We start from the raw sequence: 15,441 nt of genomic DNA, 5'->3' as shown, positions 1-15,441 counted from the left end.
TGCAAGAAGTTTTCCTTCGTTTGCAATGTACAACGGATCTAGTCCGAGGATTTCGCAAGCACCGCGCACGTCATCGGGGACTGGTATGCTTTCTTCCTCTATCAGAATACCAAGCTTCGACTGTTCAGCAAGCTCATTCAGCGTCGTTGCAACACCGCCGCGAGTCGGATCACGAAGGACATGGATGTTGCCGGCGTCTAACATTTTCTGCACGAGTTTATTCAGCGGTGCGGTGTCGCTTTTGATTTCCGTTTCAAACTCGATCCCTTCACGCACCGACATGATCGCGATGCCGTGCAGGGCAATTTCACCGCTGACAATTATCTTGTCGCCAACTTTTATCTTCTTCGGGCTAATCTCAACTCCATTTTCAATAATCCCGATACCGGAGGTATTTATGAAAATCTTGTCGCCCTTTCCCCGGTCAACCACCTTCGTATCTCCGGTGACAAGCATAATTCCTGCACGCTTCACGGCCTCCTGCATTGACAGAACAATTTTCCAAAGATCATCCACGGGCAATCCTTCTTCGATTATGAAGCCGGCAGAAAGGTAAACCGGGTTGGCTCCACACATCGCAAGGTCGTTTACGGTTCCGTTCACTGCAAGCTCACCGATATTTCCGCCCGGGAAAAAAATTGGATGCACGACGTAAGAGTCGGTCGTGAAAGCAAACTTTTGTTTCCCGACTGTAAATACCGCACCGTCATGGAGCGGCTCAAGCAGCTTATTTTTGAACTGAGGGAGGAACATTTTCTCGATGAGTTGATGCGTGAGTTTTCCACCGCTGCCGTGTGCCAGGAGGATATTCTCGTACTCGGATTTCGGAATGGGGCAGGCAAAGCCGCCGCTCAGATCAATCGGAGGTTTGTTTGTCACTGCTCAATTCCTTTCCGCCTCTCTAAACCTTCCATAATGAAAATATGCCGCGCACGAACCTTCGGACGAAACCATGGGTGCACCCAACGGACGCTCCGGTTTACATTCCGCTCCGAAGGCAGGACATTCATTAGGTTTCTTCAGTCCTTGCATGATTTGACCGGCAATACAGGCCGACGATTCTTTAGTTTCTATTTCATCCACGTCAAATATTTTCTCCGCATCGTAGTCGGCAAATTCGGGTTTCAACCCCCATCCGCTTCGCGGAATCGTCCCGATACCACGCCACTTTCTGTCTATCACCTCAAAGACTTCGGACAACATTTTCTTCGCCGGAATATTTCCTTCCTTCCTAACCGCGCGGGCATATTGATTCTCAACCTCAGCTCTTCCCTCTTCAAGTTGTTTAACTGCCATGTAAATTCCTTGTAGAATATCAACGGGCTCGAATCCTGTGACGACAATCGGGGTTTTATATTGTTTCGATATCGGCAAATAATCCTCATATCCCATAACCGTGCACACGTGACCCGCTGCAAGAAATGCCTGAACAAGATTGGACGACGATGACAGTATGGCTTCTATGGCCGGAGGAACAAGGACATGCGAGGAGAGGATTGAAAAATTCTTTGCTCCCGTATTGCTTGCCTCCCGGACGGCCATGGCATTTGCCGGAGCTGTCGTTTCAAACCCGACGGCAAAGAAAACAATCTTTTTACTCGGATTTTGTCGGGCTAACTTCACAGCGTCAAGCGGCGAATAGACTATCCTGACATCACCGCCTTCGGATTTTACGGTCAGCAGATCTTTTTTCGAACCGGGCACGCGAAGCATATCACCAAATGAAGTGAAGATAATATCGCGCATTCCCGCAATCGCGATAGCTTTGTCGATTATCTCGAGCGGAGTGACACAAACTGGACATCCCGGGCCATGAACAAGCGTGATTTCCTGCGGGAGCAGGTGGTCTATCCCAAATTTCACGATCGCATGTGTCTGACCGCCGCAAATTTCCATCATGGTCCACTTGTGCTTCGTGACTTTATGGATCATTTCAGCGTACTTCTTCGCGGCGTCAGCGTTCCTGTATTCATCAAGATACTTCATTTAATTTTCAGCCGTCAGCTCCTCACTTCTGATTTCTTGATTCTGACTCCGTGTTCCCTGTCTCTTGCTCCTATTTAATGCAACAAATATTTGCCCGAGCGAAATTCCTCCATCATTTGGCGGCACTCTCTGATGCCAGTACGGCTTGAATCCCTTTTCAGACAACCTCGCGACCGCTCTTTCGGTCAAATATTTATTCTGAAAACACCCGCCGCTCAGCACAACCTTTTCCCTGCCTGCCTGCTCGGCGACCGCGACAATCATTTCAACCAGGGTATTGTGGAATTTTGCAGAGATTAATCCGAAAGGGATTGTCCTCGACTCATCGAAGATGATTTCCCTTATCATGGGCTCCCAATCAATTACGAAATCCGGGTCGTAGTATTTCTTAACCACCGAGTCCTGTCTTCTGCTTCCTGCAAGTTCAAAATGGTACGTTTCTTCGGAACAGACTCCGTCCAGTGCAAATTCCAATTCCATCGCGCCCTGACCTTCAAAATTGACAACCTGGCGCAAGCCGACTATTGAAGATACTGAATCAAAGAGCCGTCCGGCGCTGGTCGTAACCGGCGAGTTCAGTTTTTTCGCGAGCATTTGTCTTAAGATTGCAAGTGATCCTTCATCGAATGCCTTGATCGGTTCCAGGTCTTTCATCAGAAACAACTCGTCGCCAAAAATCTCATAGAGGAGTCCTATAGCAGTGCGCCGAGGTTCTTTTATTGAAGCCGAGCTGCCCGGCAACCGAAATGATCTCAAGGTCGCGATTCGTTCATAGAACGCCCCATCGGTCAAAAGAAATTCACCGCCCCAGACCGTGCCATCTTCTCCATATCCCGTTCCATCCCAGGAGACGCCCAGAACATCTCCTTCCAGTTTATTCTCAGCCATGCAGGACGCAACATGAGCAAAATGATGCTGAACTCTCAGCTTCTCGCCACGCGCCTTCTCGGCAAAGTGAGTCGACGAGTAATCGGGGTGCATATCATGTGCAATCAGTTTCGGAGAAATCTCATACAGTTTCTGGAAATCCCCCGTTACCTTCTCAAAAGCACGCAACGCTTCCTGAGTGGATAAATCCCCGATGTGCTGGCTTAGAAATATGTTGTTCCCGGAATTCATCGCCACGGTATTTTTCAAATGTCCGCCTACCGCAAGCACTACTTTACGGCATTCATTCTCATTTTCAATCGGGAACGGCGCGTATCCTCTTGCACGGCGGACAATCTGGACGCGACCGGCCATCACCCTCACGACAGAGTCATCGACGTGCCGCTCAACAGGTCGATCATGCACAAGGAAGAAATCGGCTATGTTCTTAAGCTTCTCGATCGCTTCAGATTCATCAGTGCAAATCGGCTCATCCGAGATGTTTCCGCTCGTTGCAACCAAAGGAAAATCGAGTTGCCGCCGCAGGATATGATGGAGCGGAGAGTAAGGGAGCATTGCGCCCAGATACGGATTGCGGGGAGCAACCGACGGTGCTATCTGCGGCATTTCCTGCTTCATCCTTTTCAACAATACGATCGGCGCTTCAGGTGAAAGGAGAAGCCTCTCTTCGATTTCCGAGATTTCACATTCTTGCTTCAGACGCCCCAATGAAGGATACATCAGCGCAAATGGTTTCTCTTCACGATGCTTTCTGACGCGCAGGAGTTTCACTCCTTCGTCGTTTCGTGCATCCACAAGGAGCTGAAAGCCACCGATTCCTTTCAGTGCAACTATCTTTCCAACTTTTATTGCCTCAGAAGCCTGAAGAAGTGCATCATGGTGCGCTGCTAAAACTCCGCCGTTTCTGTCCCACAGTTCGATGTGCGGTCCGCATTTCGGACATGCGTTCGGTTGTGCATGAAATCTCCTGTTTCCCGGATTCTCATATTCTTCTCTGCACTCTTCGCACATCTCAAATTTTTGCATCGTCGTGTTAGGTCTGTCGTAAGGCAGAGATTTTATGATGCTGAATCTTGGCCCACAGTTCGTGCAATTTGTAAAAGGGTAAAGATACCTGCGGTTGCCCGGTTCAAAAATTTCTCTCACACAATCCGGGCATGTTGCAATATCGGGGAGTACCAGCACACTTTTCTCACCGTCAGAGTTGCTTTCTTTTATTTCAAAGCTCTCGTAACCGACGGGGTCAAGAAAGGAAGTCTCAATGCCCTGGACATAAGCTCGCGGAGGCTTTTCTTTTTCGAGTCGGATTACAAATTGATCAAGAAGATTTTTTTCGCCTTCAACCTCTATGAACACTCCCTGCGACGAATTGAGCACCCATCCGTTGAGTCCCATTTCCGCAGCGAGCCGATAGACAAAAGGTCTAAAGCCGACACCCTGTACCGCACCGTGTAAAACCATGTGAAGACGAGTTTTCAAATCGCTTTACTCAAAAGCCACTCAGACCAGTCAGGGATTCCCGCGTTGGTGGTACAGGAGGTTTCAAATACTTTCAAGTTCGGGTTTATCTGAAGTGCGTTTTTCTTAAGTTGTACGAGGTCGCAATTGAGATAAGGCACAAGATCTATTTTGTTAATGATCAAAACCGAAGCATTACGAAACATAGCAGGGTACTTTAACGGCTTGTCGTCCCCCTCAGGGGTACTCGCAACAACCACTTTCACTGCTTCGCCAAGGTCGTAGCCAGCCGGGCAAACCAGGTTGCCCACATTTTCAATTACCAGAAGTTTTACGTTTTCCATATGAATATTTACAATGGCATCCTGAACAAGTTTCGCTTCAAGATGACATCCGCCGTTTGTCACGATCTGGACAACAGGCACGCCGAGCTTCGAGACGCGCCGCGCATCGAGATCGGTCTGAACATCGCCCTCGATCACGGCAATTCCGATTTTGCCCTTGAGATACTCCAGCGTTTTCTCCAGTAAGCTCGTTTTGCCCGCGCCAGGTGAACTCACTAGATTTATTGCATAGATGCCGTATTTATCAAATACCAGTCTGTTTTGCTGTGCCACTTCGTCGTTTTTTTGCAGCACTTTTTTTTCTATGGTTATGATGCTCACGTTGGCTTATCAGCTCCATCATTTATTTCGACTTCGACGACCTGCAATTCATTTCCCGAAATAACTTTCACATCGGGACTTCCGCAATTCTGGCACTGGAAGAAAAAATCCTCAACTGCAAAAGCAGCTCCACAACTATTACAGTGTACAACTACTTCAACGTTTTCAATTTCTAGTTTTGCTTTTTCAAGAGGCGTGTCCTTCGTGATGGCACTGAAACAAAACTCAAGAGAATCGGGTATGACACCAGCAAGCCTGCCTATCTTCACTTTTATACTTTTAACCTCAGAACCTCCATCGGTATTTTCATTCACTATTTCCAAAATATTTCCGGCTATCGAGAGTTCGTGCATTTTATCGCGCCTGCTCTTGCTCGCCAAGATCTTTTTCCGATGGCATCCGGTCGGATAGCTCATCAATTTGATCTAGATAATCAAAAACCTGTTTCGCCTCCATCTCATCCACGATGCTGATCGCAAATCCGACATGAACGACCACATAGTCGCCGACTTTTGCTTCGAGCACATAAGCAAGACATACTTCCTTTGACACACCGCCGAAGTTCACCGTTCCCATCTTCAATCCGGTTTCGTTATCGACGATCTTCGTGATTTTTCCAGGCACACCAAGACACATTTTATTTCTCCAACTGTCTGAGATTAGTCTAAAAGCTTTTCAAGCACACCTATAACTCACAATGGTTGTGCCAACAAAACACCCGAAATAGATTGATTTTAAACTATATTTGAACTACGCGAGAGGCAGTCTGCCTCAATATCGCTATCCTAAGCCGGACTAGATCCGGGGCTTTGGTTTTCCTCTTTGACGAACAGCTTCATAAAGAATAACGCCTACAGAGCTTCCCACGTTGATGGAGTCTACATCATGGTGCATCGGAATCTTCATTCGAACGCTGCAATTCTCCAAAACCTCTCCCGAAATTCCTTCACCTTCGCTGCCGAAAACCAAACAAATATCCTCTGTCAAATCGACTCCTGAGATTTCACTGGAATCATGTTTCGGGTCGGCCGCAATTATCCGGATTGAAGATTTTTCATGTTCCGAGCGAACCCCTTCAGATAATTTCTTCATTGTTTCTGACAACCTGTCGACGTTGACAATGGGCAGGTTGAAAATCGTCCCCATAGAATTTCTGACCGAGCGTCTAAGATACGGGTCACAGGAAGTTTCACCCACAACCAAAGCTTGTACGCCGAACGCAGCACAGTTCCTGACAATCACTCCCATGTTTTCAGAGTTTGCTATTCCGTCGACAGCAACAAACAATCTAGGTTTCGGACATTTTTCTAAAAACTCAAAAATATTCAATGATCGCGGGACCCTTCCTATCGCCATGATTCCCTGATGTAATCCGTACCCGACAATTTGTTCAAGCTGAACTTTCTCCGCAACAAAAACACCTTCCTCGGCAAGACGACTTGAAAGAATATCCCGATACTGATCGAGCCACTCTTGCGTTAGCAAAATCGAAACGAGTTCCAGATCACTCTCGATGAGACGACAAACGACCTTCTCGCCTTCGGCCACGAATATTCCTATCGCACGGTGTTCTAAAGTGCGGCGCATTGTCCGGTAGGGTTCAAGCTCCGGCAGATCCAGGAAATCTATCTTCGTTACCCGCATAAGATCAAATAATCCGCGGCATCGGATACCGCAGCAGCGAGTTTACCATACACTGCATAAATGCAAAAGGCTGTTCAGTAATTTCCCAAACAGCCTTCTTGACACCTTCCACGCCAATCTTGCGTTAAGTTCCTGAACTGTAATCTGTTTGATACTTCACCTGCTCAGGGGTGAGCTTGTCGATCTTTATTCCCATTGTCTTCAATTTCACCAATGCAATTTCCTGATCCTGTTCCGGCGGGATGTCATGGACCTTATTTTCAAGTCTCTTCCCTTTCTTATGAAGCTCGACAAGCCTGAGCTGGGACATAAATTGGTTCGCAAAAGACATATCCATGACTTCTGACGGATGGCCTTCGGCGGCCGCGAGGTTCACCAGTCTGCCCTGGGCCAGTACGTAAATTCTTCTTCCATCCTTGGTCATGTGTTCTTCGTTGTTCGGGCGAATCTCCTGAATCTTCTTAGTGATGCCTTTTAGATGATTCAGGTTAAGCTCGCAGTCGTAATGACCGGTGTTGCAGACGACAGCGCCATCTTTCATCTTTTCGAAATGGCGGTCGACCACGACATCTTTAACGCCGGTCGCAGTGATAAATATATCTCCGATCTTTGCAGCTTCATCCATCGGCATAACTCTGAAACCTTCCAACGTGGCCTTCAGTGCAGCGGTAGGCTTCACTTCTGTGACAATCACATTTGCGCCGAGTCCCTTCGCGCGCGTTGCAACGCCTTTCCCGCAATGGCCGTAACCGGCGACCACTATATTTTTCCCGGCAAGCAAAATGCTAGTTGCTCGCAGGATACCGTCGAGCGTCGATTGACCCGTGCCGTATACATTGTCAAAATCCCATTTTGTCTCGGCATCGTTGACAGCGACGACAGGATACTTCAGTGCCCCATCGGCCGCCATGGCACGCAGTCTGTGCACACCGGTTGTCGTTTCTTCCGTTCCTCCGATCACCACGGTCTCGGCGAGATCCGAATACTTGTTGTGCAAAGTGAAGATCAAATCCGCGCCATCGTCGAGTGTCAGATTAGGTTTCATCTTTATCGTTTCGTCGATCGCCCAATAAAATTCTTTTACCGACATCCCGTGCCACGCAAAAATGGAAATATCTTCCGATGCAAGTGCTGCTGCGACGGAATCCTGGGTGGAAAGAGGATTGCAGCCGCTCCAGCTTACCTGCGCACCGCAAGCTACGAATGTCTTGACGAGCACCGCAGTTTCCTTCGTGACATGAAGGCATCCGGCAATCTTATATCCCTTGAAGGGCTTTGCCGCGGTGTACTTCTCTTTCAGTGCCATCAGGACGGGCATTCTTGATTCGGCCCAGGCGATTCTTTTCCTGCCTTCATCTGCAAGTTTAATATCTTTTACTCTGTAAAGCTCCTTCACTTCATCCATCGATAAAATTCTCCAATGTCTTCTTGTTCTTCAAAATCTTACTTTACTTCTTTCTGCAGGGCTTTCACAAGGTCCAATTTTTCCCATGTGAAATCCTTGTCATCTCTTCCGAAATGTCCATAGGCTGCAGTCTTTTCAAAAATCGGCCGGCGCAAGTTGAGATGCTTTGTGATTCCACCCGGGGTCAAATCCATGACTCTCCTAATGACTTTTGCTAATTCATCATCCGGAATATTTTTCCCCGTGCCCTTCGTATCGACCAAAACGGAAACCGGCTCGGCAACTCCGATGGCGTAGGCAAACTGAATCATGCACTCTCCTGCAAGCCCGGCGCCGACGATATTCTTTGCCAAATACCTCGCGGCGTAAGCTGCACTCCTGTCAACCTTTGACGGATCCTTTCCTGAAAAAGCGCCGCCCCCGTGCGGAGCGTACCCGCCGTAAGTATCCACGATTATTTTTCTCCCGGTAAGTCCCGTGTCACCATGCGGTCCGCCAATCTCGAATCTTCCCGTTGGATTGATATAATATTTAGTCTCCTTCGTCAGGAATTTTTCCGGTATTACCGCCCTGATGATATGCTTCTTGACGTCGTCATCGATCTTGTCCTGCCATCTTTTTTCACTCGTGCCGTCAGGCTCGGGATCATGCTGTGTCGAGACGACAACCGTCTCGACCGTTATTTTCCCGTTGTCATGGTATGCAACGGTCACCTGACTTTTTCCATCCGGGCGCAAATATGGCATAGGCGATTTCGGCATTCGTCTCACTTCTGCAAGACGACGGGTCAACCTGTGAGCCAGCGCGATTGGCAGGGGCATATATTCTTCGGTTTGATCACAAGCATAGCCGAACATCATTCCCTGATCGCCTGCACCGCCCGTGACAACGCCCCTGCTGATGTCGGCAGACTGCGAGTGCATTACATTTATTATTCCGCACGACTCCGAATCGAATTTGAGTTTGCTGTCATTATAGCCGATCTTGCAGATCACCCTGCGGGCGATCGACGCAGGATCGATCTTTGATCTGGCCATTTCGCTGGTGGTCACTTCTCCGCCGATTACCACCAGCCCGGTGGTGACGTAAGTTTCGCAAGCAACTCTGGAATTCGGTTCGATAGCTAAGTGCGCATCGAGTACGGCATCGGATATCTGGTCACAAACTTTGTCAGGGTGTCCTTCGGTGACAGACTCTGAAGTAAATAGTCTATACATTATCTTATTTCTCCAAAATTTTTTTATAGGAAATCAATTTCAGTCGAATCGCCGGCATTAACGCGTTTGAAACTCCCTTTAAGCTGCGCGTTCTGCCCGACAATCGACCCTTCGAGAAGCGAGTTTTGTATCGAAGCGCCGGCTCCTATTATGGAATCACGAATCAGCGAGTCTTTTATTGTCACTCCCAGATCTATTGTGGCGTTAGGACCGATCACCGAGTTTTCAATCTTAGCCGAGTCTGCGATGTAAACAGGCGGAATAATCACTACGTCATCGCGCCTTTTGAAATGCTTGGTCTTCTTTAATAAATGTCTGTTGGTTTCAAGCAAGGTCTCAGGCTTCCCGCAATCATACCATCCATCGATCTCGAAGAAAGTTATTCGCTCACCGCGATCCAGCATGATCTGCAAAGCATCGGTAAGCTGGTACTCGCCTTTCGTTTTTATATTTTTTCCGATGACCTCGTCGAGCGCATCAGTAAGCTTCCGCGGCGACTTTATAAAATACAACCCGACGACTGCAAGATTTGAGGTCGGCCGGTCCGGCTTCTCGATCAGCTTCCTGACCGATCCGTCGGCCGTTTCCACCACACCAAACCGTCTCGGATCGTCGACTTTTTTCACGCCGATGCTCGAATACTCGCTTTGCAGGAGCGGCTTCAGGTCGACATCAAAAACAGTATCTCCCAGGATAATCAGGAGCGGTTCATCGCTGGAATCTCCGGACAGTGCAACGTGCGCTGCATGTCCAAGTCCGAGCCGTTCTTCCTGAAAGAAGAATTTGAAGTTCGCCTTGAAATTTTTCGTAAGATACTCCTGCACCATGTCGCCCATGTATCCTACCACGACGGATATCTCTTTTATCCCGATATCGCAGAGTTTATCGACGATATGCCCGACGATCGGTTTGCCCCCAACGTTCAATAAGACTTTTGGCAGCGAGTATGTATGAGGACGCAGACGGGTTCCCACGCCAGCGACCGGTATTAATGCTCTCATTTATCTTTGTTCAACGATTATTTGCGTGGAAATTTAACAGTCGGAGGCGGAACTTCCAAAGACACCGTTAGAATAGGGAGGTCTTCCGGGATTGGCGCGGCCGGAAGAAATTTTGAAACCTTTTTCCCAATCTGTATTGTTAGTCTTCATGTGCTCACATTTCTCTTGTCGTTGTTTCTTTAACCGCTTTTCGCCATTTTGATGAGGAAATAGGTCCATGTTGGAACAGATTTTTAAGAAGGTCCGTGAAGGAGAACGCCTGACATTTGAAGAGGGAATGGATTTATTCAATTCCAACGACCTGCTTACAATCGGAATGCTGGCCGATAATGTCAGATGGAAAAAACATCCCAAGCCGGTTATCACATATATCATCGATAGGAACATTAATTACACGAACGTCTGCGTTACCGAATGCACTTTCTGTGCGTTTTACGCAAAAGTCGGCGACGAAAAAAAGAGCTACAGGCTGACATATGAGGAGCTCGGAAACAAAATTCAGGAGACCATGGACCTCGGCGGGACGAGAATACTCTTGCAGGGCGGCTTGAATCCTGAACTGGGTCTGGATTATTACGAGGATACATTTCGATTCATAAAATCCAATTATGACATTTGCCTTCATGCCCTGTCTCCCGAAGAAATTGTCTTCATAGCGGATCAGAGCGGGTTGAAGACGCGCGAGGTTATTAAGCGACTGGTGGCCGCCGGACTCGATTCGATTCCCGGAGGCGGGGCGGAAATTCTGGTGGATACCGTGCGCGACAAAATTGCACCCAAGAAATGTACCTCGGATGAATGGCTCGGCGTGATGTACGAGGCTCACAAGTTAGGACTTAAATCGACTGCAACCATGATGTTCGGCCACGTCGAGAATTACGAGGACCGGCTTCAACACATGATCGTGGTACGCGAGCTGCAGGACGTGACGAACGGTTTTACGGCGTTCATCCCCTGGACTTTCCAGCCGAGGAACACGGAGCTGGCGGAGAACCATGATAACCTTCGCGAAAAATCTTCTGCATTCGATTATTTAAAGACGCTCGCGATCTCGCGGCTCATGTTAGACAATATCGATTCAATTCAGGTGAGCTGGGTTACACAAGGATTGAAAATTGCACAGATTGGATTGCGATTTGGCGCCGATGATTTTGGCAGCTTAATGATAGAAGAAAACGTAGTGAGCGCGGCGGGCACAAAGCATTTCTCAGGTTTCAGCTTAAATCATATTACGCGCGCGATAAAGAACGCCGGCTTCGATCCGGTGCAGCGTTTCGTATAGAGATCGGAAGCAAGACGCCGGGACTTTTTGCTTCAAAGTCATAATTTCTTTTAACATTCCATCACCTCTTAGAGTACAGAAATGTGGTACAACTCAATCGTTGAAATCATAGGCAACACACCGATGCTCAGGCTGACACGGATCGCCGCGGGAATCAAACCCATTCTGCTGGCAAAGCTCGAATATCTCAACCCTGGGGGGTCAGTCAAAGATCGGATCGGCATGATGATGATCGAAGACGCAGAGCGCCGCGGACTCTTGAAACCCGGTGGAACCATTATCGAGGGTACTTCGGGAAACACCGGAATGGGATTGGCGCTGGCGGCATCGATGAAAGGATACAGGTGCATCTTCACCATGCCGGACAAGATGAGCCAGGAAAAAATTGATTTGCTCCGTGCCTTCGGCGCCGAAGTCATCGTCACACCTACTGCCGTCGAACCCGATGATCCGCGGAGTTACCATTCCATAGCGTACCGGTTGAACCGTGAAATCCCAAATTCGTTTTTCCCGAACCAATATGATAACCCGAGCAATCCGCAGGCACACTATGAGACAACCGGTCCGGAAATCTGGAACCAATCTGAAGGCAGGATCACACACTTCATTTGCGGCATCGGAACCGGCGGAACAATTGTAGGAGCAGCAAAATATCTGAAAGAAAAAAATCCGGACATCAAAGTCATCGGAGTTGACCCTGAAGGAAGCATCTACGCCGAATACTTTCGAAATCGACACCTCTGGGACAGGACGGCAAAGCTTCCCGATAGTCATCCCTACAAAGTAGAAGGAATCGGACAGGATTCCATGCCAAAGATAATGGACTTCAAGAACATCGACGACGTCATAACGGTTTCCGATAAAGAGTCGTTCTTGACGGCCAGGCAGCTTGCAAAAAGAGAGGGCGTGTTTGCCGGCGGATCATCGGGATCTGCAATTCACGTGGCTTTGAAAATTGCCGCCGGGCTTACCGAAAAAGACATGATCGTCGTGATTATCCCGGATCATGGTACAAGATATTTGTCTAAACTGTACAACGACACCTGGATGAAAGACAACCAATACCTGGAACCCAGGTTCAAACTGACTGCCAGCGATGTCACCTACGGGAGAAAAGGAAAGCGGCCGTTGATCAGCGTAGGCGTGGAGGCGACGCTGGTGCAAGCGACGAACTTGATGGAACAGAACAACATTTCGCAGCTCCCCGTGATTGAAGATGGAAGGATAATCGGAAGTCTTACGGAAAATAAGGTGCTGTCGATTCTCGTCTCTAATCCGGCTTTGCGGGAACACAAAGTGAAGGAATTCCTGGACAAGCCATTCCCTGTCGTTGAGGAGAGAGTTTCCATAGAAAAGATCTACAAGATGCTCGATAAGGAGACAGCAGCGGTGGTCGTCAAGCATGAAGACAATTCGCTCGACATTATTACAAAGTCGGATCTCATATACGCACTTACTGAAAACTCGACCGACACAGAAGAATGAAATGTGAGGAGTAATGAAGTTACGGAAAAATTCATGGGGATTCGGTACAACCGCAATTCATGGAGGTCAGGAAGCCGACACGGCAACAGGTGCGATCATGACGCCGATCTACCAGACGTCCACGTTTGTACAATCTGAGCCGGCAGTTCACAAAGGCTACGACTACTCGCGCGCAGGTAACCCAACCCGGACCGCACTGGAAAAAAATCTCGCCGCCCTCGAGGACGGGAAATTCTGCGCCGCATTCTCCTCCGGCATGGGAGCCATCGATGCCGTTGTAAAGCTCCTGAAGTCCGGCGATCATGTTGTTGCGGGAAACGATCTTTACGGAGGCACATACCGAATTTTCGTCAAGGTTTTCGAGCAGTTCGGATTGAAGTTCGACTTCATTGATATGAGCGACTCTAAGAATGTGAAGAAAGCATTGAAGCCAAATACGAAAATGGTATGGATAGAAACGCCCACCAATCCTCTTCTCAGGATCGTTGACATCCAGAAGGTCGCGACGATTGCAAAAAAGGTCAAAGCATTTTCTGTCGTAGACAACACTTTCGCAACTCCTTTTCTTCAAAAACCGCTGTCACTAGGTGCAGACATCGTGGTACATAGCGCAACAAAATATATCGGCGGGCATTCCGACGTTATCCTGGGCGCTGCGATTACAAACGACGACATCATAGCGGAAAAGATATCTTTCATACAGAAATCAAGCGGAGCCGTGCCTGGACCATTCGATTGCTTCTTGGCATTGCGCGGAACGAAAACCCTCCACTTAAGGATGGAACGGCATTGCGAGAATGCAAGAAAGATCGCAGAGTTTCTCGCGAATCACCCGAAAGTGAAAAAGGTAAACTTCCCGGGCTTCAAAGCCCATCCAAACCATGAAATCGCGAAACGGCAGATGCGTGATTTCGGCGGAATGGTTTCATTCACACTGAAGAGTGACAACATTAATACTGCGAAAAAGTTGACCACGCTGACAAGGATTTTTACCCTGGCGGAAAGTCTTGGCGGGGTTGAGTCACTTATAGAGCATCCTGCGTCCATGACGCACGCATCGCTGCCTCGCGAGGTAAGAATCAAATCCGGGCTCGAGGATACTTTAATACGTCTCTCCGTCGGCGTCGAAGATTCCGATGATCTAATAGATGATTTGAAACAGGCACTAGACAAAATCCGATGATATTTATGTAAAGTGAAGATCATTGTGGAATCGATTGTGTTTTTCCCCCTTGTCAAAGGGGGAGAAGAACACAAACACGAACGTGAGGAACATTGTTAAATGGGTCTCACTTTAAAATTACACTTTCATTTGTATCAAAGAATTTCTCCGGGAACCAATTCCCTCCCTTTTTCGACTTGAATTGTGACATGAATACAGATAGATTTTAAACCATGGTATCGTACGACAAGCGAAAAGCTGCGGCGCGGAGCATACTGGTTCTGTATGCCTTCATAACCGTTACTTTCCCGCTCGCTCACAGGGACTTCATTCCGTTGGAGGGCAAACTCATTTTCTCTCCATTCGATTACCACTCTGGCTCGGTTGACTCAAACTTAAGTGATCTTTTCTGCCCTGCCCACCAGTTCGCACAATCCACAACCAGTCCAGCGATCGCGAGACAAATCTTCAATCCTCAGATAACTTTCTTCTTTCTTCGGATCGGCAATCATGTTGAGCATTTTGTTGAGCCGCTCCGCAGCTTTTCCACCCGCGCACCTCCACAAGCATAACTCCTTAACATATTCCTAAAAATTGGCACCCCACTAAATATATGCGAAGGGTGTGCCATTATGCTAAACATAATTCATAAAGGAGAATACAACGCATAAAAGCGTTTATTCGTCCTTAATTATATTTTGCGTATTCATAAAAGGAGAAAGAATGAAAACGCTTATTATGGCACTCTGTTGCCTTTTCTTGGCAGTGACAAGCCCACAGATATTTGCCCAGCAAAATGACCAAGTATCAGATTCACTGTCGTCAGCCAGAACAGATACGACATCCCGAATAAATGAAAACATTGTGGTGAGAGGCAGAAAGCAAAACATAGAGCGCATAGGCGCTCTATCCAATGCCATTCAACCCACTACCGTAATTTCACCACAAATAATATTTCTAAAGAACGCTGATGATTTCACTCAGGCCATTACCGGGGAACCCGGTATTTGTGTGCTTACCGGATGTAGTTCATGCGGTTTCAAACAAATTCAACTTAACGGACTTGGCGCCAATCAGACCACGATGCTTATGGATGGTCTTCCATTATACACACCAGTTACGAGTTTTTATGGAGTGGATGCGCTTACAACTTCGGGAGTCGCTAGCATCGACATCGCGCGCGGTCCAGGAGCTTCACTTCTGGCGCCGGGCGCGATTGGCGGCGCCTTAGACGTTCGTTTTCAGGAT

General features: G+C 48.0%; 15 protein-coding genes. 5 read left to right on the top strand and 10 right to left on the bottom strand.

Annotated elements, in window-relative coordinates:
• The 10 genes from hypE to VLX91_08550 form a co-directional block, all read right to left on the bottom strand.
• The coding region (gene hypE, locus VLX91_08595; GenBank protein HUI30263.1) for a hydrogenase expression/formation protein HypE at nt 1–879 on the bottom strand (879 nt) is incomplete at its 3' end.
• Between the two features lie 3 nt (nt 880–882).
• Nucleotides 883–1,986, bottom strand: a complete 1,104-nt coding sequence (gene hypD, locus VLX91_08590) for a hydrogenase formation protein HypD (GenBank protein HUI30262.1) — start codon at nt 1,984–1,986, stop codon at nt 883–885.
• Nucleotides 1,987–4,335, bottom strand: a complete 2,349-nt coding sequence (gene hypF, locus VLX91_08585) for a carbamoyltransferase HypF (GenBank protein HUI30261.1) — start codon at nt 4,333–4,335, stop codon at nt 1,987–1,989.
• 14 nt (nt 4,336–4,349) lie between these two features.
• Nucleotides 4,350–4,997, bottom strand: coding sequence for a hydrogenase nickel incorporation protein HypB (gene hypB, locus VLX91_08580; protein ID HUI30260.1), 648 nt, complete (start codon nt 4,995–4,997; stop codon nt 4,350–4,352).
• Nucleotides 4,994–5,350, bottom strand: coding sequence for a hydrogenase maturation nickel metallochaperone HypA (gene hypA / locus VLX91_08575; GenBank protein ID HUI30259.1), 357 nt, complete (start codon nt 5,348–5,350; stop codon nt 4,994–4,996). The genes hypB and hypA overlap by 4 nt, the downstream gene beginning before the upstream one ends.
• Before the next feature lies 1 nt (nt 5,351).
• Nucleotides 5,352–5,633 carry a HypC/HybG/HupF family hydrogenase formation chaperone gene (locus VLX91_08570; protein ID HUI30258.1) on the bottom strand — a complete coding sequence of 94 codons (282 nt, stop codon included), beginning with the start codon at nt 5,631–5,633 and terminating at the stop codon, nt 5,352–5,354.
• 159 nt (nt 5,634–5,792) lie between these two features.
• Nucleotides 5,793–6,641, bottom strand: a complete 849-nt coding sequence (locus VLX91_08565) for an RNA methyltransferase (protein ID HUI30257.1) — start codon at nt 6,639–6,641, stop codon at nt 5,793–5,795.
• 124 nt (nt 6,642–6,765) lie between these two features.
• Entirely contained in the window at nt 6,766–8,046 is a 1,281-nt protein-coding gene (locus VLX91_08560; GenBank protein HUI30256.1) for an adenosylhomocysteinase, read from the bottom strand.
• Between the two features lie 38 nt (nt 8,047–8,084).
• Nucleotides 8,085–9,263, bottom strand: a complete 1,179-nt coding sequence (gene metK, locus VLX91_08555) for a methionine adenosyltransferase (GenBank protein HUI30255.1) — start codon at nt 9,261–9,263, stop codon at nt 8,085–8,087.
• Nucleotides 9,264–9,286: 23 nt separating this feature from the next.
• Nucleotides 9,287–10,264: a sugar phosphate nucleotidyltransferase gene (locus VLX91_08550; protein HUI30254.1), complete on the bottom strand. Its 978-nt coding sequence runs from the start codon at nt 10,262–10,264 to the stop codon at nt 9,287–9,289.
• 217 nt (nt 10,265–10,481) lie between these two features.
• On the opposite strand from VLX91_08550, the gene mqnC reads away from it, so the two are divergent.
• From mqnC to VLX91_08525, 5 genes are all read left to right on the top strand, one after another.
• A complete protein-coding gene (gene mqnC, locus VLX91_08545; protein HUI30253.1) occupies nt 10,482–11,546 on the top strand; it encodes a cyclic dehypoxanthinyl futalosine synthase in 1,065 nt (354 codons plus the stop codon).
• An 81-nt stretch (nt 11,547–11,627) separates the two neighbouring features.
• Nucleotides 11,628–13,031, top strand: a complete 1,404-nt coding sequence (locus VLX91_08540; protein HUI30252.1) for a cystathionine beta-synthase — start codon at nt 11,628–11,630, stop codon at nt 13,029–13,031.
• Between the two features lie 13 nt (nt 13,032–13,044).
• Nucleotides 13,045–14,214, top strand: coding sequence for a cystathionine gamma-synthase (locus VLX91_08535; protein HUI30251.1), 1,170 nt, complete (start codon nt 13,045–13,047; stop codon nt 14,212–14,214).
• A 212-nt stretch (nt 14,215–14,426) separates the two neighbouring features.
• Nucleotides 14,427–14,765 carry a hypothetical protein gene (locus tag VLX91_08530; protein ID HUI30250.1) on the top strand — a complete coding sequence of 113 codons (339 nt, stop codon included), beginning with the start codon at nt 14,427–14,429 and terminating at the stop codon, nt 14,763–14,765.
• 151 nt (nt 14,766–14,916) lie between these two features.
• On the top strand, nt 14,917–15,441 hold a 525-nt coding region (locus VLX91_08525), incomplete at its 3' end, for a Plug domain-containing protein (GenBank protein ID HUI30249.1).

The sequence above is a fragment of the Candidatus Acidiferrales bacterium genome (assembly GCA_035515795.1).
GTDB lineage: Bacteria > Bacteroidota > Ignavibacteria > Kryptoniales > JAKASW01 > JAKASW01.
Note: the sequence above shows the minus strand (reverse complement) of the source record. Positions and strands in the feature narration are given on the sequence as shown.

What these genes read in the sequence shown, in the direction of transcription:
- hypA (HUI30259.1), bottom strand. Translation starts at nt 5,350, where the DNA reads ATGCACGAACTCTCGATAGCCGGAAATATTTTGGAAATAGTGAATGAA.
- hypD (HUI30262.1), bottom strand. Translation starts at nt 1,986, where the DNA reads ATGAAGTATCTTGATGAATACAGGAACGCTGACGCCGCGAAGAAGTAC.
- metK (HUI30255.1), bottom strand. Translation starts at nt 9,263, where the DNA reads ATGTATAGACTATTTACTTCAGAGTCTGTCACCGAAGGACACCCTGAC.
- VLX91_08530 (HUI30250.1), top strand. Translation starts at nt 14,427, where the DNA reads ATGGTATCGTACGACAAGCGAAAAGCTGCGGCGCGGAGCATACTGGTT.
- hypF (HUI30261.1), bottom strand. Translation starts at nt 4,335, where the DNA reads ATGGTTTTACACGGTGCGGTACAGGGTGTCGGCTTTAGACCTTTTGTC.
- mqnC (HUI30253.1), top strand. Translation starts at nt 10,482, where the DNA reads ATGTTGGAACAGATTTTTAAGAAGGTCCGTGAAGGAGAACGCCTGACA.
- VLX91_08565 (HUI30257.1), bottom strand. Translation starts at nt 6,641, where the DNA reads ATGCGGGTAACGAAGATAGATTTCCTGGATCTGCCGGAGCTTGAACCC.
- VLX91_08540 (HUI30252.1), top strand. Translation starts at nt 11,628, where the DNA reads ATGTGGTACAACTCAATCGTTGAAATCATAGGCAACACACCGATGCTC.
- VLX91_08550 (HUI30254.1), bottom strand. Translation starts at nt 10,264, where the DNA reads ATGAGAGCATTAATACCGGTCGCTGGCGTGGGAACCCGTCTGCGTCCT.
- VLX91_08535 (HUI30251.1), top strand. Translation starts at nt 13,045, where the DNA reads ATGAAGTTACGGAAAAATTCATGGGGATTCGGTACAACCGCAATTCAT.
- VLX91_08570 (HUI30258.1), bottom strand. Translation starts at nt 5,633, where the DNA reads ATGTGTCTTGGTGTGCCTGGAAAAATCACGAAGATCGTCGATAACGAA.
- VLX91_08560 (HUI30256.1), bottom strand. Translation starts at nt 8,046, where the DNA reads ATGGATGAAGTGAAGGAGCTTTACAGAGTAAAAGATATTAAACTTGCA.